Raw genomic sequence first — 23,987 nt, forward strand, 5'->3', positions numbered from 1 at the left:
CGGCACCGGCACCGGCACCGGCCCAACCGCGGCCACGAAAAAGGGGTACTGCCCGGGGTCCCTGTTGACCCGGGGCAGTACCCAGTGCTGAGGAGACGGACTGGCGGGGGGTTAGCCCATCTCCTCCAACGCCTTGCCCTTGGTCTCCTTCACGAACTTGAGCACGAAGGGGATCGAGAGCAGGGCGAAGACCGCGTAGATGACGTACGTACCCGAGAGGTTCCAGTCGGACAGGCTCGGGAAGCTGGCCGTGATGGCCCAGTTGGCGATCCACTGCGCGGAGGCGGCGACGCCCAGCGCGGCGGCGCGGATCTTGTTCGGGAACATCTCACCGAGGAAGACCCAGACCACGACGCCCCAGGAAAGGGCGAAGAAGAGCACGAAGACGTGGGCGGCGATCAGCGCCACGGTGCCTTCGGCGTGCGGCAGGGTGCCGGCCGCGGTCTTGGCCGAGAAGGCCCAGGCCTCCAGGGCGAGCGAGACGGCCATACCGGCCGAGCCGATCAGCGCCAGCGGGCGGCGGCCGATCCTGTCCACGAAGACCATCGCGATCACGGTGCCGATGATGTTGATGATCGACGTCGTGAAGCTGTAGAAGAACGAGGCGCTCGGGTCGATGCCGACGGACTGCCACAGCGCGGAGGAGTAGTAGAACGCCACGTTGATGCCGACCAGCTGCTGGAAGACCGACAGGCCGATACCGACCCAGACGATCGGCAGGAAGCCCATCCTGCTGCCGAGCAGGTCCTTGAAGGAGGACTTGTGCTCGCGGCGCATCGCGTCCTGGATCTCGGCGACCCGGGTGTCGAGGTTCACGGACTTGCCCTCGACCTCGGACAGCACCTCCTTGGCACGGGAGATCTTGCCGGCGGAGATCAGGTAGCGCGGCGACTCGGGGATCGCGAAGGAGAGCAGACCGTAGAGGACGGCCGGGACGACCATCACGCCGAGCATCCACTGCCAGGCCTCCAGGCCGGCGAGGGTGCCGCGCTGGTTGCCGTCGGCGAGGTTGAGGATGCCCCAGTTGACGAGCTGGGAGACGGCGATGCCGATGACGATCGCGGCCTGCTGGAACGAGCCGAGCCGGCCACGGTAGGCGGACGGCGAGACCTCGGCGATGTAGGCCGGGCCGATGACCGAGGCCATACCGATGGCGAAGCCGCCGATGATCCGCCAGAAGGCGAGGTCCCAGAGGGAGAACGGCAGAGCCGAGCCGACGGCGCTGATGGTGAACAGCACCGAGGCGATCTGCATCACCCGGATACGGCCGATACGGTCCGCGATCCGGCCCGCGGTGGCGGCACCGACGGCGCAGCCGATCAGGGCGATCGCGATCACCTGGGCCAGAACGGCGGACCCGACGTCATAGCGGCTGCGGATCGCTTCGACGGCACCATTGATGACGGAACTGTCATAGCCGAAGAGAAAGCCGCCCATCGCGGCAGCCGCGGTGATGAAGATGACATGGCCGAGATGGTCGGGATGGGCCTTGCGGCCTTCCGGGACCGTCGGCTGCGCGGTGCTGGTCAACGTGAACTCCAGTGGCCCGGCTGCGCTGCCGGGCGTAGGGGGCTGGCCCTACAAGTGGTGCATAGGTTGGGGGTACCCACCACTTGAAGGTAAAAGCAACGTTGCAGAGACTATGCCTTCAAGTTTCGAAGTCAATAGGGCGTGATGAATTTGTTTCTCGGACGCCTTCGGGGCCATTCGTTCAAGTTCTGAACTGATGGGGTGTCGGACACTCCGGGCGATCATCAAGGGGGCCGAGCGCCGCCGTCACACCCCTTGCCGCACCCCTCGGCACCGGCCCGCGGCCCCCGTACGAGCCGCCCGCGCGGGCGCGCTCAGTGCAGCCGCTGGCTGATGACCTTCGAGACGCCGTCCCCTTGCATCGATACCCCGTAGAGCGCGTCCGCGACCTCCATCGTCCGCTTCTGATGCGTGATCACAATCAGCTGAGAACTCTCCTGGAGTTCCTCCATGATCCGGATCAGCCGCTGCAGATTGGTGTCGTCCAGCGCGGCCTCCACCTCGTCCATCACATAGAACGGGCTGGGCCGCGCCTTGAAGATCGACACCAGCATCGCCACCGCGGTCAGCGACCGCTCCCCGCCCGACAGCAGCGACAGCCGCTTGACCTTCTTCCCCGGCGGACGCGCCTCCACGTCCACCCCGGTCGACAGCATGTCGTGCGGATCGGTGAGCACCAGCCGTCCCTCGCCGCCCGGGAAGAGCCGGGCGAAGACGCCCTCGAACTCCCGCGCGGTGTCGTGGAACGCCTCGGTGAAGACCTGCTCCACCCGCTCGTCGACCTCCTTGACCACCTGCATCAGGTCGGCCCGGGTCTTCTTCAAGTCTTCAAGCTGTTCGCTGAGGAACTTGTGGCGCTCCTCCAGCGCCGCGAACTCCTCCAGCGCCAGCGGGTTCACCTTCCCGAGCTGCTGGTACGCCCGCTCGGCGGCCTTGAGCCGCTTCTCCTGCTCGCCCCGTACATAGGGCACCGGCTGGTTGCGCGGATGCTCCGGATCGTCCGGGAGCACCTCGCCCTCGGCGGGCGGCGACGGCGGTACGAGCTGCTCGGGGCCGTACTCGGCCATCAGCCCGGCCGGCTCCACCCCCAGCTCCTCCAGCGCCCGGGTCTCCAGCTGCTCGATCCGCAGCCGCTTCTCCGCGCCCAGCACCTCACCGCGGTGCATCGAGTCCGTCAGCTTGTCCAGCTCGGACTTCAGCTCCCGGCCCTGGTTGCGCTCGGCCACCAGCGCCTGTTCCCGCTCGGCCTTGGCCCGCTCCGCGGCGCTCCGCTCCTCCTCCGCCCGTACGGCCGACACCTCGATGTGCGCCAGCAGCTGGCGGGCACCGGCGGCGACCGCACCGGCCACCGTCGCCTCGTGCCGCAGCCGGGCGCGCCGCCGCTCGGCCCGCGCCCGCGCCTCGCGCTCGGCCCGCGCGCCCCGGTCGAGCGCGTCCGCCCGCCCGGCGAGCCCCTTCACCCGCTCCTCGTGGGTACGCGCCTGGAGCCGGGCCTCCATCTCGGTCTGCCGCGCGTTGGCCCCGTCGGCGGCCAGCCGGTCCCGTACGGAGGTGTCCGGCTCCTCCTCGCCGACGCCCGGCTCCTCCTCGGCCACCGCGAGCCGCTCGGCCAGCTCCTCGGCCTCCTCGGTGGCCCGCAGCAGCGCCTCCTCGGCCTTGGCCGCCGCCGCGTCGCAGCGCTCGGCCTCGCCCGCGGCCGCCCGCGCCTGCCCGCCGAGCCGGCCCAGGTCCCCGGCGACCTTCGACTTCTCCCGGTCCGCTGCCCGCCACCGCTCGGCCAGCTCCTCGACCAGCGCGGCCCCCGCGGTACGGCGTTCCGCCGCGGCCCGCTGCGCCTCCGCCAGCTCCGCACAGCGCGCCGCCAGTTCCTCCAGCTCGGCCGCCGCCTCGTCGACCGACGCCTGCACCTCCAGCAGGCTCGGCGCCCCGGCGGAACCCCCCTGCGCGAAATGCGCCCCGAGCAGATCGCCCGCACCGGTCACGGCCGTCAGCTCCGGCCGCGCGGCCACCAGGTCCTCGGCGTCCTCCAGGGTCCCGACCACGACCACGTCCCGCAGCAACCGGCGCACGGCGGCGGTCAGTTCCCCGGGCCCCCGGACCAGCTCCGCCGCCGGTACGGGCGACGAGCGGGGCCCGGGGACCCGGTGCCCGCCCGCCTCGGACACACCCGTCGCCCCGGCCGCCCCCTCACACACGTCCACCATGGCCCCCTCGGCCACACCGGCGGAACCGTCACCCCCACCGCTCCCGCGAACCCCACCGGCCCCCGGACCACTGGCAGTCCCGGCAGCCCCTGAGATCTCACTGCTCCCGGCAGCCCCAGCGGCCTCCGCGGCTCCCTCACCCCCCACGGCCTCCACCGCCCGTGCGGGCGCAGGCACCCTTCCCGCCCCGCCATGTCCCCCTGGTCCGCCCAGCACCATCGCCGCCCGCCCCGCGTCCTCCTTGCGCAGCAGCCGGATGGCCTCGGCCGCGGTGGCCGCATCGGTGACGGCGACGGCGTCGGCGGCCGCGCCCAGGGCCGCCGCCACCGGGATCTCGAAGCCGGGGGTGACGGTCAGCAGTTCCGCCGCCGGCCCGAGCAGGCCGGTGAGGCGGTCCGCCGCGGCCAGCAGCGCGCCGGTGCCGTCCTTGCGGCGCAGCCCGAGCGCCAGCGCGTCGTGCCGGGCGGCGGTCGCGGCCCGCTCGCGCTCGGCCGCGGTCAGCGCCTCGCGCGCGGCGGTCAGCGCGTGCTCCGTCTCCGCCAGCTCCCGGCGGGCCGCCTCGTGCCGCTCCGCGATCTCCTCGTCGTCCGCGTCCAGCCCGTCGACCTCGGCCCTGAGCTGGTCGTACTCCTTCTGGGCTGCGTCCGCCCGCTGCCGGGCGGCGTCCCTGGCCTCGGCGAGCCGGCCGATCTCCGCCTGCGCGGAGGCGGCCCGGCCGCGGGCGGCGGTGACCTGTCCGCTCAGCCGGGCCAGGCCCTCACGGCGGTCGGCGATGGCGCGGGCCACGTCCCGCAGCCGCCGCTCCTCGTCCGCCAACTGCCGCTCCAGCCCGGCACGGTGTTCGACGGTGTCCTCCAGCGCCCGGCTCGCCGCCTCCAGCGCGGCCGTCAACTCCGCCTCCTGCTCACGGATACGGGCCGCCTCCCGCTCCATGTCCTCGGGGTCGCGGCCGTGCCGCTCCTCCGGCGGGGCCGCCGTGGCGCTCTTGACCCGCGCCTCGGCCAGCGAGATCGTGCCGCGCACCCGCTCCGCGAGCTGCGACAGCTCGTACCAGGTCTGCTGAGCCCGCTGCACCCGCGGCGTCAGCGTACGGACCTCCTCCTCCAGCGCCGCCTCCCGCTGCTGGGCGGTGCGCAGCCGCTCCTCGGCGGCCTGCCTGCGTTCCTTGAGGGCCGCCTCGTCCGCGATCTCGGCCTGGAGTGCCCGGCGCAGGGTGACGAGGTCGTCGGCGAGCAGCCGCAGCCGGGCGTCGCGCAGGTCCGCCTGGATGACGGCGGCGCGCCGGGCGACCGCGGCCTGCCGCCCCAGCGGCTTGAGCTGGCGCCGCAGCTCGTCGGTCAGGTCCTGGACGCGGGCGAGATTGGCCTTCATCGCCTCCAGCTTCCGCAGCGCCTTCTCCTTGCGCTTGCGGTGCTTGAGGACGCCGGCCGCCTCCTCGATGAAGGCCCGGCGCCCCATCGGGTCGGCGTGCAGCACGGAGTCGAGCTGGCCCTGCCCGACGATGACGTGCATCTCCCGGCCGATTCCGGAATCGGAGAGCAATTCCTGGATATCCAGCAGCCGGCAGGTGTCACCGTTGATCTGGTACTCACTGCCGCCATTGCGGAACATGATCCGGGTGAGGGTGACTTCGGCGTACTCGATCGGCAGTGCGCCGTCGGAATTGTCGATGGTGAGCGAGACCTCGGCACGCCCGAGCGGCGGACGCCCGGTCGTCCCGGCGAAGATGACGTCCTCCATCTTCCCGCCGCGCAGGGACTTGGCGCCCTGCTCGCCCATGACCCAGGACAGCGCGTCCACGACGTTGGACTTGCCGGAGCCGTTGGGACCCACGACGCAGGTGATGCCCGGCTCGAAGCGCAGCGTCGTGGCGGAGGCGAAGGACTTGAAACCTCGCAGGGTCAGACTCTTGAGATGCACGCCGTGGGACTCTACCGGCCGCTCCTCGGCGGGTGACCCCAACATTCCGGGGCGCTGCCCGGCCCGTACGGCCCCCCGGTATACCGCGCCGTTCATTTTCGGTTTCACTGCCGAAAGCGCAGGGCACATCATGCGGTAAGGGAGGGCCGTCAGGGCTGAGCGGCAACGTGGTCCGCGAAAAGCCGCAGCAAGAAAAGGCGGAAACGACGAAGGGACGCCGAAGCGTCCCTTGCAGATCTTGAAGAGAGCGGTGCCTCAAGCGGCTGGCGAGCAGCTCTACCGGCCCTGAGGTCGGGGTCAGGTGAGCGCGGGCTCCGCCTGGGGTACGTCGATGTCGAGCATCGAGTCGTCGCGACGTGCGGCAGCCGACAGCATGTCGTTTTCGGCCTGCATCCGAATCAGCTCGGATTCCAGGTCTTGGACGCGCTGCTGAAGCCGTCGCATCTCGGAGAGGACTCGGGGGTCGGAGCCGCCGACGTAACCGAGAAGCGCCTTTGCCATGATGGATGGTCCTCCACAATGAGTGACCGACCGAAGCGGTGTGGGTCGTGAGGGATTCGCACCCGCGGTGCTTGTCATTCTCTGGTGTACTCAATGCCAAACAGCTAAGGTGCGCGGGGATTCCAGAGTCTCACCAAACGGTTTGACGGTCAACACGATCACACCCCGTATCCTCGGGCACCTGAGAGTGCGCGGCCATGAAGGCACTGCGCCGACTCTCCAGAAAGGTCCCGCCGGGGCGTGGAGATCATCCGTACAGCGGCAGCCTTGCACGGGTCGGCCGAGTTGGCAACCACCAGGCCTTATCTCCCGTAAGCAGCTGACAAGGACGCGTCCGCAAGATCGCCCCCGGCGCCCGTACGGGCGGTTCCGGCGGGCCGGATCAGCGGATCTCGAAGCCGTCGTAACCCCCGCGGGGCGTGTCCCATATCTCAGTGACTCCGTCGACCCGCCCGGGCGTGTCTCCGGTGCGGAGCCAGTCGAGCAACTGGTCGCAGTGATCCTTCGGGCCCTCGGCGACCACCTGGACGCGGCCGTCCCCCAGATTGACGGCGAATCCGGCGAGTTCGCCGATGCGAAGGGCGTTCGCCCGGGTGAACCAGCGGAAACCGACACCCTGGACCCGGCCGCGGACCCACGCGGTCACTCGGACAGCTTCATTCATGTGTGCACGCTAACTGTCCGATTGCGCAGAGGTCACTTCTGCCCCTCCCGCCATGGCGTACAGTCCCCCGACAGCGAGGCTCACCCTTATGGGTGAGCCATCTTGACGCCAGGAAAGCTGTGCGGCGTAGCCGCTCCAGTCGAGCCGGTGCTTTCGCCGGTGGAAGGAAGACAGCGGATGGGCCGCCATCGACGCTCTGCCCCCCTTGCCCCGCAAGCCCCCGGTACGGGGCCGGTTGACGCTCCGACGGCCGGCGCGCCGGACGCGACCCGGCACCGTGACCCCCGCGCCGCGCGCGGCCGCGGCATGACGCCCGTCCGGACCGGACTGCTCGGCGTCTCCGCGGTGGTGGCGATGGGGGCCGTGGCGGTCGCCTCCGGACTGGTTCCCGGCCACGGCCAGTTCGACGGGGGTGTGGACGGCGAGCAGGGTGAGCGGGTGCGGGCCGGCGCACTGCCGGAGGCCACCGAGCCGCTGGGCGGTGTCTCGGCGTCGCCGTCCGACCGCGCCGGCGAGGAGGCGAGCCGCGGCGGGGCCCGTGCCAAGGCCCCCGGCAGCGGGCGCCCCTCGGCCAGGGCCACCCGCCCGGTGTCCCCCGCCCCGCACCAGCCGTCCACGTCCCCCACCGGGTCGGCCGGTTCGCAGCGGTCGGCCGAGCCCGCGAAGCGGACCGCCTCCGCGGCGCCCGAGCGCACCGTGGCGGCGTCGAAGGCCCCCGACAGCCAGTCGTCCGCGGAGACGCGGGTGCTGTCGCTGGTCAATGAGGAGCGCGCCCAGGCCGGCTGCTCCCCGGTGACGGCGGACAGGGAACTGGCCGGTCTCGCTCAGGACTTCAGTGACGACATGGCCCGGCGCGGCTTCTTCGACCACACCGACCCGGACGGCGACACGCCCTGGGACCGTGCCCGTGACGCGGGCGTCGACGACCTCGGCGGCGAGAACATAGCCCGCGGCCAGGCCGACGCGGAGGCCGTCATGGACTCCTGGATGAACAGCCCCGGCCATCGCGCCAACATCCTCAACTGCGAGTACAAGACCCTCGGCGTCGGTGCCCACTTCGGGTCCGGCGGCCCGTGGTGGACGCAGGACTTCGGCTTCTGAGAGAGGCAGCCGGGTAGCCACGCACCGCGCCCGTGCCGCCCCGTGATCTTTCACGGGGCGGCACGGGCGCGGTGCGTGGCAGGTCCGGAGGAACGCGCCGGTCAGGCGGCGAGGGCGGCGCGGCCGGCGACGACGATGCGGGCCTGTTCGGCGATCCGGCGTCCGAGGTGCTCGGCGGTGGCGATATCGGCTTTGTGGACGCCCTCGGCGCCCTGGTCGTTGGGGGACTGGGCGGCGGCGCCGAGGAAGAAGCCCAGGCGGTTCAGGTCGTTCTCGGACGCGGTGGAGGAGTTCCAGCCGGGGAGCAGGTTGAGGCTGACCCAGTTCATGCCGTGCTGGGCGGCGAGCACCGTGAAGAACTGCAGGGTGTGCAGCTTGTCGCCGCTCTTGGAGGCGGAGTTGGTGAAGCCCGCGGCGAGCTTGTCCTGCCAGGCGCGGGTCGCCCAGCGCTTGGCGCTCGCCTCGGCGAAGGTGTGGAAGGCGCCGGAGGCCGTACCCATGTAGGTCGGCGAGCCGAAGACGATGGCGTCGGAGGCGTCCAGCTGCTCCCACTGGGCGTCGGTGATCTCGTCGACCTTGACCAGGTGAACGGTGGCACCGGCCTCGACGGCGGCGGCGCGGACGGCCTCGGCCAGGACGGCGGTGTGGCCGAAGCCGGAGTGGTAGGCGAGCGAGACGACGGGGGCGGGCAGGGCAGGCGTGGTCACGGCGGTTTCTCCTCGGGTCATGGCGTCCCGGGGCGGTCGGCCCCCGGGAACAGTGGGATGCGATGGAGAGAAGAGAAGCACTAACTTTTCGAAAGCGCAACCCATTGGTTAGCGCTGTGCCGGGGTAGGGTGTGCTCATGGCGACCGAAACCACCGGCGAGACGGACGGGGAGCCCACCCCCGGCTGTACGGACGACCTGGCCTACGACGTCTTCGCGCGCGACTGCCCGTCCCGCGACGCGCTCCGGCACATCACCGACCGGTGGGGCAGCCTGACGCTCGGCGCCCTGCTCGACGGCACCTTCCGCTTCAACGAACTGCGGCGCAGGGTGGCGGGCGTGAGCGAGAAGATGCTGGCCCAGACCCTGCACGCGCTGGAGCGGGACGGGCTCGTGCACCGCGAGGCACAGCAGACCAACCCGCCCCGGGTGGACTACGCGCTGACGCCGCTGGGCGACCAGGTCGCCCGCCGGCTGCGGACACTGATCGACCTGGTGGAGGACCGGATGCCGCAGGTCATGCAGGCGCGCGAAGAGTACGACGCCCAGCACCCCGCCGGCTGACCCGACGGCCGGGCCGCGGCCCGGTGTTCAGGCGCGCGGCGGCCGCTGGCAGCGGGGGCAGAAGTAGCTGGAGCGGTTCATCCAGGGGCGGCGGCGGATCGGGGTCCCGCAGCGGCGGCAGGGTTCGTCCTCGCGCCCGTAGGCGTCCAGGGAGCGCTCGAAGTAGCCGGACTCCCCGTTGACGTTGACATAGAGGCTGTCGAAGCTGGTGCCGCCGACGGCGAGCGCGGCGTTCATCACGTCGCGTACGTGGCCGAGCAGCTCGGCGGTGCGCGGCCGGGTGAGGGTGGCGGTCGGCCGCTCGTAGTGGAGCTTGCTGCGCCACAGCGCCTCGTCCGCGTAGATGTTGCCGACGCCGCTGATCAGCGTCTGGTCGAGCAGCGCCCGCTTCACGGTGGTCCGGCGGCGGCGCAGCGCGGTGTGGAAGGCGGCGTCGTCGAAGGCGGGATCGAGCGGGTCCCGGGCGATGTGGGCGATGACGTCGGGCAGTTGGTCCGCGTCACCGGGCACGGTGTCGTGCAGCGAGAGTCCGCCGAAGGTGCGCTGGTCGACGAAGCGGAGTTCGGTGGCCAGGTCATCGGCGAAGCGGAGACGAATCCGCAGGTGCTTCTCGTCGGGGGCGTCCTGCGGCTGGACCAGCAGCTGGCCGCTCATCCCCAGGTGGGCGAGGATCGCCAGCCCGTGGGTGACGGACGGCGTGACGACCGGGGTGATGCCCTCCGCGGCGGTCTGGGAGGCCGGACCGCCGCCGGTCACCGGCAGCCAGAGGTACTTGCCGCGCCGCCGCGCCGTACCGAGGCGCAGCCCCTTGAGCCGGGCCGCGAAGTCCGCCGCCCCGGCCGTGTGCCGCCGGATCGCCCGCGGATGCCGCACCTCGACGGCGTCGATGGTGCGGCCGCTGACCCAGCGCTCCAGTCCGCGGCGTACGACCTCGACCTCGGGCAGCTCGGGCACGGAGGGCTCCTTGGAACGGCGGTGAAAGTAGGGGGAAAGGACACTGACCCCGTACGGGGCGACACGGGGCCGCCCCGGACGGGGTCAGAATCGGTGCTTCAGTGTGCCGACGACGAATCGTCGCCGGCGGCCGGAGCCGAGTCCTCGGCTTCCGGCGACTCCTCGTCACCGGAAGCCGCCGCCTTGGCCGCCTCGTCCGCCGCGGCGCGAATCGCACGCCACGCGGACTCGGCCGCCTGCTGCTCGGCTTCCTTCTTGCTGCGGCCGGTGCCGGTGCCGTACGAGACACCACCGACGCGGGCGGCAGCAGTAAAGGTCTTCTCGTGGTCGGGGCCGGTCTCGGTGACCAGATACTCCGGGACGCCGAGACCTTCGGTCGCGGTGAGCTCCTGGAGGCTGGTCTTCCAGTCCAGGCCGGCGCCCAGGCTGGAGGACTTCTCGATGAGCGGGTCGAAGAGCCGGTGCACCAGCTCGCCCGCCGCGTCGAGACCCTGATCGAGATAGACCGCGCCGATCACCGCTTCAAGGGTGTCGGCGAGGATGGAGGCCTTGTCCCGGCCGCCCGTACCCTCTTCGCCTCGTCCGAGGCGGATGAAGGCACCGAGGTCGAGGCCGCGGCCCACCTCGGCAAGTGCACGCGAGTTGACCACCGCGGCCCGCAGCTTGGCCAGCTGGCCTTCCGGGAGATCGGGGTGGATGCGGTACAGCGTGTCCGTGACCACCAGGCCGAGCACCGAGTCCCCGAGGAACTCGAGCCGCTCGTTGGTGGGCAGACCGCCGTTCTCGTATGCGTACGAGCGGTGCGTCAGCGCACGCACCAGAAGGGCGGACTCGAGCTGGTACCCGAGCCGCCCTTCCAGAAGCGTGTGGGACGAGGCTGTGTCCGCCGGAGTCGGTTCATCCCCGCGCTTGCGGGAAGTCGATTTGGCGTCTGACATGGAGCCTGTCACCAGCCGCTCAGACCTCGAGGACCTGGCGCTTGTTGTAGGTGCCGCAGCTCGGGCACGCGATGTGCTGCTGCTTCGGCTCATGGCAGCGCTCGCACGCCACCAGGGTGGGGACCGCAGCCTTCCACTGCGACCGGCGGTGGCGCGTGTTGCTGCGCGACATCTTCCGCTTCGGAACAGCCACGGCTACTTCTCCTGCTTCTCGTCGACGCCCGCTTCGGCGCCGCCCATGTTGTCCTTCTCGCCGTCCTTGACGGTCCCGGCGAGTCCCTGCAGTGCCGCCCAACGGATGTCGACGGCGTCGTGGTGGTGGTCCGGGTCGTCCGCCAGCCGCACTCCGCAATCGGAGCACAGGCCCGGGCAGTCGTCCTGGCACACCGGCTGCATCGGCAGTGCAAGCACCACCGCGTCCCGCAGCACGGGTTCGAGGTCGAACAGGTCGTCCTCGAGGAAGAGGGTGTCCTCCTCGTCCTCGGCGTCGTCGCCGGCGTCCTCACGGACCCTGGCGTCGGCGTCGGGGTAGGCGAACATCTCCTGGAAGTCCGCGTCGAGCTCTCGCTCCAGCGGCTCCAGACACCTTACGCACTCCCCCTTGACGGTTGCACGGCCGGTGCCTGTGACAAGCACCCCGTCCATGACCGACTCGAGGCGGAGGTCGAGCTCGATCGGTGCGCCCTCGGGCACACCGATGACCTCGTTGCCGAGGTCCCGGGGGGCCTCGGCGGAGCGGGAGACCCTCTTGAGCGCACCGGGACGCCGGCCCAGCTCCCGTGTGTCGAACACGAGAGGGGAACGGTGGTCGAGGCGGGCGTTGATGGCTTCCTGCTTTCTACGGGGTTTACGTGCCGCCCGTACTTCCGTGGTGGAGGATTCGGGCAGCAGAGATCGCGGACATACGCGCGACCGAAGAGCCAGGATACTGGACGGGCCCCGATAGGCCCAATCCGCTGCCGTCCCTCCCCGGTCCCGCGGGCAATGACGCCTACTGGCGCCGCTCCTCGTACTGCCGGAGCTGGTCCAGGTCGATCATGCTGGTGTCGAAGAGGCTGGTCTCGTCCAGCGCGCCGGACTGCGCGGCCTGGGCGTGCGGGGCGTGCTGGGGCTGCTGCGGCACCTGCTGCTGGAGATACCCCTGCGGGTCGTAACCCTGCCGCTGGGCCTGCTGCTGCCAGTCGTAGCCGTACATGTTCTGCTGCTGGGCGTCCTGGGCGTACATCGCCTCCTGCGGCTGCTGATAGCCGTAGACGTCCTGCTGCGGGTAGGCCGCGGGGTCGGTGTAGTAGCCCTGCTGCTGGAGCTGGGGCTGGAGGGGCTGCTGATGCCCCTGGGGCTGCTGGGGCTGCGCCTGGGGCATCGGGGGCACCTGGGGCGGCTGCGGGGCCTGGTCGGCGCCGATGCCCGCCAGGCCGGCGAGGTAGTCGGCGTCCGCCTGCGGATGCCCGGACTGCGGGTCGCCCTGCGCCGCGAGGTGCACGCCCAGCTCATCGATGGCCTGCGCGCCCTGGAGCTTGTCGCGGCCCCGGCCGACCGCCTCCAGCGTCTTGGTCAGCACGGCCTGGAACGCCCCGAACTTGGCGTCCACATAGGCGTCGGCGCGCTGCCGGAGGGTCTCCGGGTCGCCGCTGCGCTCCGGGGCCTCGGCGTCCTCGTAACCCTGCTCGTCGAGCCCCGGACCCCGGCCGAGGAGCTTCTCGCGGCCCCGGTCGACCGACCCGATGGTCTTGGTCAGCACCACCTCGAAGTTGGCGAGCTTGCTGTCCACGTAGTCGTCGGCCTCGGCGCGGATCTCCTCCGCCTCCCGGCGGGCCTCCGCCAGGATGCGGTCCGCCTCCTCCTGGGACTGCCGGGCGACCTCGGTGTCGGAGATCAGCGAACCGCGCTGGGCGTGCGCGGTCTCGATGATCCGCTCCGCCTCCGCCCGTGCGTCCTCGACCACCTGCTCGCGTCCGCCGAGCAGCTCCTGCGCCTGCGCGAGGGAGCCGGGCAGCGCCGCGCGCACCTCTTCCAGCATGGCGAGCAGCTCGGCGCGGTTGACCACGCACGAGGCCGACATGGGCATGGACCGGGCACCGCCGACGGTCGCGACGATGTCGTCGAGCTTCTTCTGCACGTCCACCTTGGACTCGCCACTCTCTGAAGGGTTGTGAACGACGGGACGGGACGACTGTACGTCCACCGGCCGACCGCCCGACACCACCTGACGCCCCGTCAGTCCGGCATCGTGCGCGGTACGCCGGGTGCGGTGCTCAGTCCTTCTTCCGCAGGCGCTCGGTGAGGGCTTCGAGGACGAACGGCGGGACCAGGTGGGAGACATCGCCGCCCCAGGCGGCGACCTCCTTCACGAGGCTGGAGGAGAGGAAGCTGTAGGTCGGGTTGGTGGGGACGAAGAGCGTCTCCACACCGGACAGGCCGTTGTTCATCTGGGCCATCTGCAGCTCGTAGTCGAAGTCGCTGACCGCCCGCAGTCCCTTGACGATGGCGGGGATGTCGCGCTGCTTGCAGAAGTCGACGAGCAGGCCGTGGAAGGACTCGACCTCCACGTTGCCGTACTCGGCGGTGGCCCGGCGGATCAGGTCGATCCGTTCCTCGACCGTGAACAGCCCCTTCTTGGACTGGTTGATCATCACGGCGACATGGACGACGTCGTACAGCTTGGAGGCACGGGCGATGATGTCCAGGTGCCCGTTGGTGACGGGGTCGAACGACCCCGGACAGACGGCGCGGCGCAACTCGGTTTCCTCGCTCTCCGATCCGGTCATGACACGCTTGCTGACGTCGGTGCGACGGACGTCGAAGCGGCGCGACCGTACCAAAGCGTCCCCTCGCCGTAGCGACGAGCCTTGATCGCTTCGAATCCGTCCGGCCATGGGAACGTGCCGCCTCTGGTGCTGCGCTCCACGGTGACGAGTGCCTGCTCCGCAAGCCACCCCTGACCACGGAGTGTGAGCAGGATCTCGCAGAGATCGGCGTCGGTGACCACGTAGGGCGGGTCCAGGAAGACGAGGTCGTACGGCTCACCCGGGGGCGGCGCGGCAGCGGTCTGCTCGGCCTTGCCGGCCCGGACCTCGACGCCGGGGAGGCCGACCGTGCGGACGTTGTCGCGGATGGTGCGCACCGCGCGGGCGTCGGCCTCGACCAGCAGGACGTGCGCGGCGCCGCGCGAGAGGGCCTCCAGGCCGACCGCGCCGGAACCGCCGTACAGGTCGAGCACGCGCGCACCGTTCATCGGCCCGTCGAGCGACTCCCAGGTGGAGAACATGCCCTCGCGCGCACGGTCGGAGGTGGGGCGGGTGCCGTTTCCCGGTGGTACGGCCAGGCGGCGGCCGCCGGCCGTACCGGCGATCACGCGGGTCATGGGCCCGTCCTTACGTTGCGCGTGGTCGGTGTGCTGAGAGGAGCCGGGCAGGCTCCGCACCTCCACGATATTCCGTCAGCCGACGGGCGAGGTCCGGCCGGAGCCTTTGGGGAGCGCCGGAGCGCGGTGATCGATCTCACCTGCCGCCGGGGCCGGGCCCGTCCGCCGGCCGCGCCCCCGTGTCGCGGCGGCGGCGCTCATCCCTTGTCCAGATACTGCTCCCGTGCGTCGTCCAGCAGGGCGGACAGGGCGATCCGCAGCTCCGGGTATCCGGACAGCTCGGGGTCGGCGGTGACCAGCTCGGTGGCCTCGTCGCGGGCCGCCGCGATCACCTCCTCGTCGTCGATGACCGCGAGCATCCGCAGCGAGGAGCGGACGCCGGACTGGGCCTGGCCCAGGACATCGCCCTCGCGCCGCTGTTCCAGGTCGATACGGGAGAGTTCGAAGCCGTCGAGGGTGCCGGCCACGGCGGCGAGCCGGGCGCGGGCCGGGCTGGCCTCCGGCATCTCGCTGACCAGCAGGCACAGGCCGGGCGCCGCGCCACGGCCGACCCGGCCGCGCAGCTGGTGCAGCTGGGAGACGCCGAAGCGGTCGGCGTCCATGATCACCATGGCGGTGGCGTTCGGGACGTTCACGCCGACCTCGATGACGGTCGTCGCGACCAGCACGTCCAGCTCGCCGGCGGCGAACCGGCGCATCACGTCGTCCTTGTCGTCCGGCGCCATCCGGCCGTGCAGCACCGCCACCCGCAGGCCGTCCAGCGGGCCGGTGGTGAGCTGCCCGGCGATGTCGAGCACCGCGAGCGGCGGGCGCTTCTCCGCCGCGTCCTCCGGTGAACTCTCCTTGGCCGCCGCGCCCTTGGAGCCGGCCGCGCCCTTCTTCGCCCCCTTGGGGGCGTCCTCCTCGTCGCCGATCCGGGGGCACACCACATAGCCCTGGTGGCCGGCCGCCACCTCCTCGCGGACCCGCTCCCAGGCGCGGGCCAGGAAATGCGGCTTGTCCTTGGCGGGCACCACATGGCTGGCGATCGGCGAGCGTCCGGCGGGGAGCTGGTCCAGGACGGAGGTCTCCAGGTCGCCGAAGACGGTCATGGCGACCGTGCGCGGGATGGGGGTCGCCGTCATTACCAGCAGGTGCGGCGGCTGTTTGCCCTTGCCGCGCAGGGCGTCGCGCTGCTCGACGCCGAAGCGGTGCTGTTCGTCGACGACGACCAGCCCCAGGTCGTGGAACTGCACCTTGTCCTCGATCAGGGCATGGGTGCCGATGACGATGCCAGCCTCGCCGGTGACCAGGTCGAGCAGCGCCTGGCGGCGGGCCGCGGCGCCCATGGAGCCGGTCAGCAGCACCACTTTGGTGCCGCGCTCCGCGCCGCCGAGCATCCCGCCCTCGGCCAGCTCCCCCATCATCTCGGTGATCGAACGGTGGTGCTGCTGGGCCAGGACCTCGGTCGGCGCCAGCATCGCGGCCTGGCCGCCGCTGTCGACGACGCCGAGCATGGCGCGCAGCGCGACCATGGTGTTGTGGGTGACGGTGAAGTGGTCGGTCACGTAGGCGTGGGAGGGGTGCCGGACGCTGATGCACTGGACGGGTGCGCGGCCCACGTACTCGATGGCGTGGACGGCGCGCCGGAAGCCGGGGCGGACCTCGGCGCCGGGCGGCCGGTGCGCCGCCGCCCCCTCGGGGGCCGCCGCCGGATCACGGAACGGCGGATACGCCTCCGGCAAGGCCACAGTGACGTCGTACGCCTCGCCGGGCACGGGATCGAGCCGGGCGACACCGCCCAGGGAACGCACCAGCCAGGCGAGGTCCGCGGCGAGCGGACCGGGCGCCGCGCGGTAGACCGCGGCGGCTCCCGCGGGCAGCCCGCCGGCGTCCATCAGGCCCTGCACCACGGCCAGCCGGTCCTTGAGGGGGGCGTCCCGGTACGCGTCCGGCACCCGGGCCGCCGGGCGGTCGCCGCCTCCCTCGCCCAGCGTCCGTCCCACCTCGTAGGGGTCGAGCTGCCGGGCCGCGCCGCCGTCCAGGTCCACCGGTGTCGCGGGCGCGATGGACCACTTGGGGCGGCCGTCGGCCGTCAGCAGGTCGCCGCGCAGTTCCCGCGTCGTCCGTACCTGCTCGGCGGACCCGTCGGTCCCGTCGGCCCCGACGATCCACAGGTGCTCGTCGTCGCACTCGACGGTGCTCCCGTCGGACAGCACCAGGCGCCACACCTCCCGCTCGCCCTGCGGGAAGACGCCGTCCACGACGGCGAGTTCACCGCTCGGCACCACCACTTCGGTGCCGACGGTCATCTCCCCCATGGGACGGAAGCCGCGCGGCGTCAGCACCAGGGCGTCCAGCGGCTGCGCCTTGCCGGAGCCCACCTCGCCCTGGAGGAGGCGGTGCATGGGGTGCTCGGTCGCCAGGTCGTCGAAGATCTCCCGGCTGACCTTCTGCTGGCCTTCGGTGAGGGTGAACGGCAGCTTGGCGTCGAAGGCGTCGAGGATGCCGCCCTGGACCAGGGTCCGCGCCACGGCGGGGAGTTGGGTCTCGGCGCGGCGGCGGCGGGCGAGCGCGACCTGCAGGACGAAGGCCTCGTCCCACTTCAGCCGGGCCCGCGCGTCGGCGATGTCGGCCTTGGTCGCCGGCCGGTGGATCTTCAGCAGCGCCTCGGTGAGCGGGACCAGCGCCCGGCCCTCCCGCAGTGATTCCGGCAGCGGGTCGACGGCGTCCTGCGCGCTGGGCAGCACCGCGTCCACCGCCTTGGCGATCTTCCAGGACGCCATCTGCTGGCAGGCCGGGTAGATCGGCATGAGCTGGTTGGCGAAGGCGCTGACCGCGTCCTCCCCGTCCTCGGCCGTGCGGTCGAGCAGCTCGTATTCCGGGTGGGCGAGCTGGAGTTTGCGGTTGAAGACCGAGACCTTGCCGGCGAACATCGCGCGGCGCCCGGGGAGCAACTCCTTGTGGGGCTTGTGCAGGCCCTTGCCGAAGAAGACCAGCCGGAGCCGGCCGCTGCCGTCGGTGAGCGTCACTTCGAGGCGCTGCCCCCGACCGCCGTTGAACTTCAGCACCCGGGCGTCCGCGACCTGCGCGACGACCGTGACGTGTTCGTCCAGCGGGAGGTCCGCGAGACGGGTCAGCTCACCGCGCTCGGCATAGCGGCGCGGGTAGTGGTGCAACAGGTCACCGACCGTATGCAGGTCGAGATGCTCGGCCAGCACCTTCGCGGTGGTGCCACCGAGGATTTTCTTCAGGGGTTCGTCGAGCGCTGCCACGCCTCCATTGCACACCACGCCTGTGACAATCGCGGCTCACCCGGCGTCCCGGCGGGCTCACTCCACGCCGATGAGCAGCGGCGCCGCGTGCTGGCCGCCCTCGTACACGACCGTGTCGACGGCGAGATGGCGCTCGCGGACATGGCGCTCCAGCCGCTCGGCGAGCGCCTCCGGCGCGTCCGCGCCGAGAACCAGGGTGACCATCTCCCCACCCGCCGACAGCATCCGGTCGAGCACGGTCGTCGCGGTGTGCAGGAGGTCGGAGCCGATCACCGCGACATCGCCGTCGATCAGGCCGAGGACGTCCCCGGCCTGGCAGATCCCGGCCATCGTCCACGACTGCCGCTCGGCGACGGCCAGCTCGGCGTAGCGGGTGGCGCCCGCGGCCGCGGTCATGGCGACCACGTCCTCGTCGAAGCTGCGGCCCGGTTCGTGCACCGCCAGCGCCGCGAGGCCCTGGACGGCGGAGCGGGTGGGGATGAGCGCGACCCGTACGCCCTCGGTGCGGGCCTGTTCGGCGGCGGCCGCCGCGGTGTGCCGCAGCTCGGCGTCGTTCGGCAGCAGCATCACCTCCCGGGCGTGGGCCTGGCGGATCGCCTGCACCAGTTCGCCGCTGGCGGGCGGCTCTCCGGGGCGTACGGCGACCGGCGTCGCGCCGGCCTCCGCGCACAGTCCGGCGAGCCCGGCGCCCGGCACCACCGCGACCACGGCCCGCGCCGTCATGGCCGGTTCCTCGGAGCGGGTGACGGCACCGAAGTGCGTGATGCGGACCCGGTAGGGGCGGCCCGCCTCGATACCGGCCTCCACCGCGGCGCCCGCGTCGTCGACATGGACATGGACGTTCCACAGCCCGTCCCCCCCGACCACCACCAGGGAGTCGCCGAGCCCGTCGAGCCGGGTCCGCAGCCGTGCCACCGCCGCGTCCCCGGCCTCCAGCAGATAGATCACCTCGAAGGCGGGCCCGTCCGGGTCCCCGCAGCCGTCCGCCGCCGGCCCGCCGACGGCCTCGCAGCCGGCCGCCTCGGGGAGCGGGGCGTCGGCCCGTACGGCGACCGGTGTCGCCGAGACCTCCCCGGACAGGGCGTCGGCGAGCGCCCCCAGCAGGGCGACCAGGCCGCAGCCGCCGGCGTCCACCACACCGGCCCGGCCGAGGACCGCGAGCTGGCCCGGGGTGGCCTGGAGCGCGGTACGGGCGCCCTCGTGGGCGGCACGGGCGACCTCGGCGGCGCCCAGACCCCCTGCGGCCCCGGCGGCAGCCTGCTCCGCGGCGTCGGCGGCGGCGGTCGCGACCGTCAGGACGGTGCCCTCGACGGGGTGGGCGACAGCCTCGTACGTGGAGGCGGCGGCCCGGCGCAGCGCCCGCCGCAGCGCCCCGGCCGAGCCGTCCCCGGCCGCCAGCACCTCCGTCATCCCGCGCAGCAGCTGCGCCACGATCGTGCCGGAGTTGCCGCGCGCCCCGATGAGGGCCCCGTGGGCCATGGCGCCGATCGCGTCGGCGAGGCAGGGCGCGGTGCCGGCCGAGCTGTGCCCGTCGAAGGCGGCCTCGACCGCGCGGGCGGCCGATTCGAGCGTCAGGTAGAGGTTGGTGCCGGTGTCGCCGTCGGCCACCGGATAGACGTTGATGGCGTCGATCCGCTCGCGTTCCCGTCCGAGCGCCTCCAGAGCCAGCCCGCACCAGGAGCGGACCGCGGCGGCGTCGAGCGGGTGGGGCACGTCGTCCTCCTGGGTCGCGGGATGCACCGCACAGTAGCCGCGTTCCGACGGGGCGGCCGGGGCGGGGGCCGGGGGCTGCGTGGTAGTTTCGTTCTACGGGAGCGGTCGTTGTATGCTGCTCCGGTTGCCCGATGAGAATCGGGCCATTCCTCTCCTGACGGTGCCGGTCGGGCAATGCACTCGGCTCGTCGGGATTTCACCGTAAGTGCATCTGAAGTCTTTGGAGTGACCCGTGGCTGCCAACTGCGACGTCTGCGGCAAGGGGCCGGGCTTCGGCAAGAGTGTCTCGCACTCGCATCGCCGCACCAACCGTCGTTGGAACCCCAACATCCAGACGGTGCGTGCAGTGATCGGGCGCACGCCGAAGAAGCTGAACGCCTGCACCTCGTGCATCAAGGCCGGCAAGGTCTCGCGCTGACGTCTTAGCCGTAGCGCAGCCAGCCGGTTGCTTATGGAGCCGGTCCACCCTCAAGGTGGGCCGGCTTCCGCCTTTTCCGGGGCGGTTGACGGAGCCGTTCCCGGGGCCGGGCGCTGACCCCGGCGGCGCCCGGCCGGGGCGCCGCCGTGCGCACGGTCAGTCCGTGCCGCGGGTGCGCCAGCCATGATCCACGGGGCCGATGCCCGCGCCCAGCCGGAAGCCCGCCGCGAGGGCGCCGGTGACGTACTCCTTCGCCGCCGTGGCGGCCTGCGGGACGGTGTCCCCCTTGGCGAGCTGCGCGGCCAGCGCGCTGGCGAGGGTGCAGCCGGTGCCGTGGGTGTGCCGGTTGTCGTGGCGGGGCGCGCGCAGCCAGTGCTCCTCGGTGCCGTCGGTGAGCAGGTCGACGGCGCTGTCGCCGGGCGCGGCACCGGCCGTCAGATGGCCGCCCTTGATGAGCGCCCAGCGCGGCCCGAACTCCAGGATCGCGGCGGCCGCCCGCCGCATGCCGGCCTCGTCCTCGACGCGTACGCCGGTCAGCTGGGTGACCTCGTCCAGGTTGGGGGTGGCGACGGTGGCCGTCGGCAGCAGGGCGCCGCGGACCGAGTCCAGCGCGTCGGCGGCGAGCAGCGGATCGCCGTGCTTGGAGACCCCTACGGGATCGACGACGACCGGGACCCGCAGTCCGGCGAGCAGTTCGGCGACGGTTTCGACGAGTGCGGCCGAGGAGAGCATCCCGGTCTTCACGGCCTGGACGCCGATGTCGTCGACGACGCTGCGGAACTGGGCCCGTACGGCCTCGACGGGCAGCTCCCACGCGCCCTGTACGCCCAGGGAGTTCTGGGCGGTGACGGCGGTGATCACGCTCATGCCGTGGGTGCCGAGCGCCAGCATCGTCTTCAGGTCGGCCTGGATGCCCGCGCCGCCGCCGGAGTCGGACCCGGCGACGGTCAGGACGCGTGGAGGTGTGTGCATACCGCCGAATCTACTCGGCGGCCCCCCACGGCCCTGCGGGTGCCCGTAGGGGACGGCCCATGTCCCGTACGGGACTACTCGGTGTCCCCGTTGTCGCCGAAGTGGTCCCAGCCGGCCTTCACCCAGGGGGCGCCGTCCACCGTCACCTGGGGCAGCGCGGAGGGGTGGAGCACCTCGCCGATGACCTTCCACCGGGCGGGCAGCTTCACATCGGGCGGGAAGGTGGCCACGATCGCGTGGTCCTCACCGCCGTTGAGCACCCACTGCATCGGGTCCACACCGACGGCGGTGCCGATGTCGGACATCTGCGTGGGGATGTCGATGCCGGCGGACCGCAGGTCGATCCGGACCTTGCTGGCCTCGGCGATGTGCCCGAGGTCGGCGACCAGCCCGTCGCTGACGTCCGTCATGGCGGTGGCGCCGAGTCCGGCCGCCGCCGGGCCCGCGTGGTACGGCGGCTCGGGCCGGCGGTGGGCCTCCACGAAGGCGCGCGGCGAGCGGAAACCGCGGGAGAGGACGGCGTGCCCGGCGGCGGACCAGCCGAGCCAGCCGGTCACCGCGACCACGTCGCCGGGCTGGGCACCGGCCCGGGTGACCGGCTCCTGGTTGCGGAGATCGCCGAGCGCGGTGATGGCGACGGTGATGGTGTCGCCGCGGACGACGTCCCCGCCGACCACCGCGGCGCCCGCCACCTGGCACTCGTCGCGCAGCCCGTCCATCAGCTCGGTCGGCCAGGTCGCGGGGAGTTCCGCGGGGACGACCAGGCCCAGCAGGATCGCGGTGGGCACCGCGCCCATCGCCGCGATGTCGGCGAGGTTCTGCGCGGCGGCCTTGCGGCCGACGTCGTAGGCGGTGGACCAGTCGCGCCGGAAGTGCCGGCCCTCCAGGAGGATGTCGGTGCTGGCGACCACCCTCCGGTCCGGCGCGGTGACCACCGCGGCGTCGTCACCCGGCCCGATCCGTACGGCCGGAGTGGTGGTGAGCCGGGAGGTGAGCTCCCTGATCAGCCCGAACTCCCCCAGCTCGCCCACGGTGCCCTTCATGCTGTTGCCCTTCCCATGTGTACGGACGGTCCGTACGTGGCTGACGACTGTGCCGCACTCGCCGAGTTCACCGCGCGGGTCTCCCCGCTCCGCACGGTGACGCGGTACCGTGGCGTCCCTTCTTCCCACATGATCCTCGTAGCCGCCCTGGAGGTTCCGTGGTACAGGCCTACATCCTGATCCAGACCGAGGTCGGCAAGGCCTCGGCGGTCGCTGAGGTGATCTCCGAGATCCACGGCGTGCTCCAGGCCGAGGACGTGACCGGGCCCTATGACGTCATCGTGCGCGCACAGGCCGACACCGTCGATGAGCTGGGCCGCATGGTGGTCGCGCGGGTCCAGCAAGTGGAAGGCATCACCCGCACCCTCACCTGCCCGGTCGTCCATCTCTAGCTCCCCGTATCCTCGGCCGGGTGATCACTCCGCGCCGTCGGCACCTGGCCCTGCCCGCGCTCACCGTGCTGTTCGCCGCGGTGAGCTGCTCTCCTTCCGCAGACGTGGCCGTCCCCTCTCCCGAGGGGGCGGCGGCGCGGTACTGCAAGGCGCTCCACGAGGAGTTGCCGCACACCGTGGACGGACTGGAGCGGGCCGCCACCGAGCCGGTCTCCGACTTCACCGCCCGGTGGGGCGATCCTGCCGTGAAACTGCGCTGCGGGGTACCGAAGCCCGACGTCCTGACGCACGGGAGTGAACATTACAACCCCTCCGCGGACGCGGCGGAAGTCAACGGGGTCGACTGGCTCTTCGAGAAGCAGGACGACGGCTACCGCTTCACGACCGTGCTGCGCAAGGCCTATGTCGAAGTGACCGTGCCCGGGAAGTACGCCCCCGAGGTCGATGCGCTCACCGACCTCGCGGGCGCCGTGAAGAAGACCGTTCCCGTAGGGGTCTGACGCCGGCCCGGCACAGCGGGGCCGGGCCGGCCCCGGGGACCGGCGGGGTCAGCGCAGCCCCGTGGAGCGGTGCAGTGCGGCCTGCAGGAGCCGGTCGATCAGCTCCGGGTAGCTCACTCCGCTCTCCTGCCACATCCGCGGGTACATCGAGATGGGCGTGAAGCCGGGCAGCGTGTTGATCTCGTTGATCACGAACTCGCCGTTGTCCTGCAGGAAGAAGTCCGCGCGCACCAGGCCCTCGCAGGACGCCGCCTCGAAGGCCGCGACGGCCAGCTCCTGGACCTCGGCGGTCTGCTCGCCGGTCAGCGGCGCGGGCACGATCCCGTCGGCCGAGTCGATGTACTTGGCCTCGAAGTCGTAGAAGTCGTGCGCGGTGACCGGCGGGATCTCGGCGGGCACGCTGGCCCGCGGGCCGTCCTCGAACTCCAGCACCCCGCACTCGATCTCGCGGCCGCGCAGCAGCGACTCCACAAGGATCTTGGGGTCGTGCCGGCGGGCCTCCTCGATCGCCTCGTCCAGGCCGCCGAGGTCGTCGACCTTGGTGATGCCCATGGACGAGCCGGCCCGCGCGGGCTTCACGAAGAGCGGCCAGCCGTGCTCGGCGGCGAAGTCGACGATCTTCCGGCGGGCGGCCGCCGGATCGTTTTCCCACTCCCGCGGACGGATGACCTCGTACGGGCCGACCGGCAGCCCGAAGGAGGTGAACACCCGCTTCATGTAGTCCTTGTCCTGGCCCACGGCGGAGGCGAGCACGCCCGAGCCGACATAGGGCACCCCGGAGAGTTCCAGCAGACCCTGCAGGGTGCCGTCCTCCCCGTAGGGGCCGTGCAGAACGGGGAAGACGACGTCGACCTCGCCGAGCGCCTTGGGCACCGAGCCCGGCTCGCTGTAGACGACCTCGCGGTTGGTCGGGTCGACGGGGAGCACCACGGCGCCCTCGGCGGACTCGGCGAGCGCGGCCACGGTGGGCAGCTGCCGGTCCGCGATGGCCATCCGCTCCGGGTCGTCGGCGGTCAGCGCCCAGCGGCCGTCCGTGGTGATGCCGATGGGCAGCACGTCGTACTTCTCGCGGTCGATGGCACGCAGCACGGCGCCGGCCGTGAGCACGGAGATCGCGTGCTCGGAGCTGCGGCCGCCGAACACGACGGCGACGCGGGGCTTGTGGGAGGAGGTCTCGCTGCTCATATCGGGTTGAGGGTACCTGCTGGTAGGCGCGGAGTCAGCGCTGCGGCGGCCGATAGTGGCGTGG

General features: G+C 72.0%; 22 protein-coding genes. 5 read left to right on the forward strand and 17 right to left on the reverse strand.

The genetic code is table 11. The annotated features are described in order from the left end of the window. Positions 1–111: 111 nt before the first annotated feature. From ACGFN2_RS27995 to ACGFN2_RS28010, 4 genes are all read right to left on the reverse strand, one after another. The gene (locus ACGFN2_RS27995) at positions 112–1,530 is read right to left on the reverse strand and encodes a sugar porter family MFS transporter (RefSeq protein ID WP_362604247.1); all 1,419 of its coding nucleotides are present in this window, start codon (positions 1,528–1,530) and stop codon (positions 112–114) included. 314 nt (positions 1,531–1,844) lie between these two features. After that, positions 1,845–5,654, reverse strand: a complete 3,810-nt coding sequence (locus ACGFN2_RS28000) for a chromosome segregation SMC family protein (RefSeq protein WP_393365201.1) — start codon at positions 5,652–5,654, stop codon at positions 1,845–1,847. A gap of 297 nt (positions 5,655–5,951) precedes the next feature. Then, positions 5,952–6,155, reverse strand: coding sequence for a hypothetical protein (locus ACGFN2_RS28005; RefSeq protein WP_006602857.1), 204 nt, complete (start codon positions 6,153–6,155; stop codon positions 5,952–5,954). A 382-nt stretch (positions 6,156–6,537) separates the two neighbouring features. Next, positions 6,538–6,819, reverse strand: coding sequence for an acylphosphatase (locus ACGFN2_RS28010; RefSeq protein WP_362604250.1), 282 nt, complete (start codon positions 6,817–6,819; stop codon positions 6,538–6,540). A gap of 177 nt (positions 6,820–6,996) precedes the next feature. On the opposite strand from ACGFN2_RS28010, the gene ACGFN2_RS28015 reads away from it, so the two are divergent. Next, entirely contained in the window at positions 6,997–7,920 is a 924-nt protein-coding gene (locus tag ACGFN2_RS28015) for a CAP domain-containing protein (protein ID WP_393365203.1), read from the forward strand. A gap of 101 nt (positions 7,921–8,021) precedes the next feature. Here ACGFN2_RS28015 and ACGFN2_RS28020 read toward each other — a convergent pair whose 3' ends face one another. After that, positions 8,022–8,612 (reverse strand): flavodoxin family protein, encoded by a 591-nt coding sequence (locus ACGFN2_RS28020; protein ID WP_393365239.1) that lies wholly within the window; start codon positions 8,610–8,612, stop codon positions 8,022–8,024. A gap of 152 nt (positions 8,613–8,764) precedes the next feature. Between ACGFN2_RS28020 and ACGFN2_RS28025 the strand changes: the two genes are divergently transcribed. Then, positions 8,765–9,190 (forward strand): helix-turn-helix domain-containing protein, encoded by a 426-nt coding sequence (locus tag ACGFN2_RS28025; protein ID WP_362604254.1) that lies wholly within the window; start codon positions 8,765–8,767, stop codon positions 9,188–9,190. A gap of 27 nt (positions 9,191–9,217) precedes the next feature. Here the strand turns inward: ACGFN2_RS28025 and mutM are convergent, their stop codons facing one another. From mutM to ACGFN2_RS28070, 9 genes are all read right to left on the reverse strand, one after another. Further along, positions 9,218–10,144 carry a bifunctional DNA-formamidopyrimidine glycosylase/DNA-(apurinic or apyrimidinic site) lyase gene (gene mutM / locus ACGFN2_RS28030; protein ID WP_362604256.1) on the reverse strand — a complete coding sequence of 309 codons (927 nt, stop codon included), beginning with the start codon at positions 10,142–10,144 and terminating at the stop codon, positions 9,218–9,220. Positions 10,145–10,242: 98 nt separating this feature from the next. Then, positions 10,243–11,082, reverse strand: coding sequence for a ribonuclease III (gene rnc, locus ACGFN2_RS28035; protein ID WP_362604258.1), 840 nt, complete (start codon positions 11,080–11,082; stop codon positions 10,243–10,245). A 19-nt stretch (positions 11,083–11,101) separates the two neighbouring features. Next, positions 11,102–11,275 carry a 50S ribosomal protein L32 gene (gene rpmF / locus ACGFN2_RS28040; protein ID WP_003951102.1) on the reverse strand — a complete coding sequence of 58 codons (174 nt, stop codon included), beginning with the start codon at positions 11,273–11,275 and terminating at the stop codon, positions 11,102–11,104. Between the two features lie 2 nt (positions 11,276–11,277). Further along, positions 11,278–11,874, reverse strand: a complete 597-nt coding sequence (locus tag ACGFN2_RS28045; RefSeq protein ID WP_362604261.1) for a YceD family protein — start codon at positions 11,872–11,874, stop codon at positions 11,278–11,280. 199 nt (positions 11,875–12,073) lie between these two features. Beyond that, positions 12,074–13,207: a cell division initiation protein gene (locus ACGFN2_RS28050; RefSeq protein WP_393365207.1), complete on the reverse strand. Its 1,134-nt coding sequence runs from the start codon at positions 13,205–13,207 to the stop codon at positions 12,074–12,076. Positions 13,208–13,337: 130 nt separating this feature from the next. Further along, on the reverse strand, positions 13,338–13,820 hold the full coding sequence (coaD, locus tag ACGFN2_RS28055; protein ID WP_362604323.1) for a pantetheine-phosphate adenylyltransferase: 483 nt from the start codon (positions 13,818–13,820) through the stop codon (positions 13,338–13,340). A 26-nt stretch (positions 13,821–13,846) separates the two neighbouring features. Continuing rightward, positions 13,847–14,446: a 16S rRNA (guanine(966)-N(2))-methyltransferase RsmD gene (gene rsmD / locus ACGFN2_RS28060; protein ID WP_393365209.1), complete on the reverse strand. Its 600-nt coding sequence runs from the start codon at positions 14,444–14,446 to the stop codon at positions 13,847–13,849. 197 nt (positions 14,447–14,643) lie between these two features. After that, positions 14,644–17,700: a helicase-related protein gene (locus tag ACGFN2_RS28065; RefSeq protein WP_393365211.1), complete on the reverse strand. Its 3,057-nt coding sequence runs from the start codon at positions 17,698–17,700 to the stop codon at positions 14,644–14,646. Between the two features lie 57 nt (positions 17,701–17,757). Then, positions 17,758–19,413, reverse strand: a complete 1,656-nt coding sequence (locus tag ACGFN2_RS28070; protein WP_393365213.1) for a DAK2 domain-containing protein — start codon at positions 19,411–19,413, stop codon at positions 17,758–17,760. Positions 19,414–19,645: 232 nt separating this feature from the next. Here ACGFN2_RS28070 and rpmB point away from each other — a divergent pair, with 232 nt between their 5' ends. Further along, positions 19,646–19,831 carry a 50S ribosomal protein L28 gene (rpmB, locus tag ACGFN2_RS28075; RefSeq protein WP_006602870.1) on the forward strand — a complete coding sequence of 62 codons (186 nt, stop codon included), beginning with the start codon at positions 19,646–19,648 and terminating at the stop codon, positions 19,829–19,831. Positions 19,832–19,987: 156 nt separating this feature from the next. On the opposite strand, the gene thiD is transcribed toward rpmB, so the two are convergent. Both thiD and ACGFN2_RS28085 read right to left on the reverse strand, forming a co-directional pair. Next, positions 19,988–20,803, reverse strand: coding sequence for a bifunctional hydroxymethylpyrimidine kinase/phosphomethylpyrimidine kinase (thiD, locus tag ACGFN2_RS28080; protein ID WP_362604271.1), 816 nt, complete (start codon positions 20,801–20,803; stop codon positions 19,988–19,990). A 74-nt stretch (positions 20,804–20,877) separates the two neighbouring features. Beyond that, positions 20,878–21,846, reverse strand: coding sequence for a thiamine-phosphate kinase (locus ACGFN2_RS28085; RefSeq protein ID WP_362604273.1), 969 nt, complete (start codon positions 21,844–21,846; stop codon positions 20,878–20,880). A gap of 158 nt (positions 21,847–22,004) precedes the next feature. Here ACGFN2_RS28085 and ACGFN2_RS28090 point away from each other — a divergent pair, with 158 nt between their 5' ends. Together ACGFN2_RS28090 and ACGFN2_RS28095 are read left to right on the forward strand one after the other, a co-directional pair. Continuing rightward, the gene (locus ACGFN2_RS28090; protein WP_393365216.1) at positions 22,005–22,238 is read left to right on the forward strand and encodes an Lrp/AsnC ligand binding domain-containing protein; all 234 of its coding nucleotides are present in this window, start codon (positions 22,005–22,007) and stop codon (positions 22,236–22,238) included. Positions 22,239–22,258: 20 nt separating this feature from the next. Beyond that, the gene (locus ACGFN2_RS28095; protein WP_362604277.1) at positions 22,259–22,738 is read left to right on the forward strand and encodes a DUF3515 domain-containing protein; all 480 of its coding nucleotides are present in this window, start codon (positions 22,259–22,261) and stop codon (positions 22,736–22,738) included. Positions 22,739–22,786: 48 nt separating this feature from the next. Here ACGFN2_RS28095 and ACGFN2_RS28100 read toward each other — a convergent pair whose 3' ends face one another. Then, positions 22,787–23,923 carry a D-alanine--D-alanine ligase family protein gene (locus ACGFN2_RS28100; protein ID WP_362604278.1) on the reverse strand — a complete coding sequence of 379 codons (1,137 nt, stop codon included), beginning with the start codon at positions 23,921–23,923 and terminating at the stop codon, positions 22,787–22,789. Between the last annotated feature and the right edge of the window lie 64 nt (positions 23,924–23,987).

It is taken from the genome of Streptomyces sp. NPDC048612 (genome assembly GCF_043199295.1).
GTDB lineage: Bacteria > Actinomycetota > Actinomycetes > Streptomycetales > Streptomycetaceae > Streptomyces.

What these genes read in the sequence shown, in the direction of transcription:
- ACGFN2_RS28005 (WP_006602857.1), bottom strand. Translation starts at nt 6,155, where the DNA reads ATGGCAAAGGCGCTTCTCGGTTACGTCGGCGGCTCCGACCCCCGAGTC.
- ACGFN2_RS28010 (WP_362604250.1), bottom strand. Translation starts at nt 6,819, where the DNA reads ATGAATGAAGCTGTCCGAGTGACCGCGTGGGTCCGCGGCCGGGTCCAG.
- ACGFN2_RS28015 (WP_393365203.1), top strand. Translation starts at nt 6,997, where the DNA reads ATGGGCCGCCATCGACGCTCTGCCCCCCTTGCCCCGCAAGCCCCCGGT.
- ACGFN2_RS28025 (WP_362604254.1), top strand. Translation starts at nt 8,765, where the DNA reads ATGGCGACCGAAACCACCGGCGAGACGGACGGGGAGCCCACCCCCGGC.
- rnc (WP_362604258.1), bottom strand. Translation starts at nt 11,082, where the DNA reads ATGTCAGACGCCAAATCGACTTCCCGCAAGCGCGGGGATGAACCGACT.
- rsmD (WP_393365209.1), bottom strand. Translation starts at nt 14,446, where the DNA reads ATGACCCGCGTGATCGCCGGTACGGCCGGCGGCCGCCGCCTGGCCGTA.
- thiD (WP_362604271.1), bottom strand. Translation starts at nt 20,803, where the DNA reads ATGCACACACCTCCACGCGTCCTGACCGTCGCCGGGTCCGACTCCGGC.
- ACGFN2_RS28085 (WP_362604273.1), bottom strand. Translation starts at nt 21,846, where the DNA reads ATGAAGGGCACCGTGGGCGAGCTGGGGGAGTTCGGGCTGATCAGGGAG.
- ACGFN2_RS28100 (WP_362604278.1), bottom strand. Translation starts at nt 23,923, where the DNA reads ATGAGCAGCGAGACCTCCTCCCACAAGCCCCGCGTCGCCGTCGTGTTC.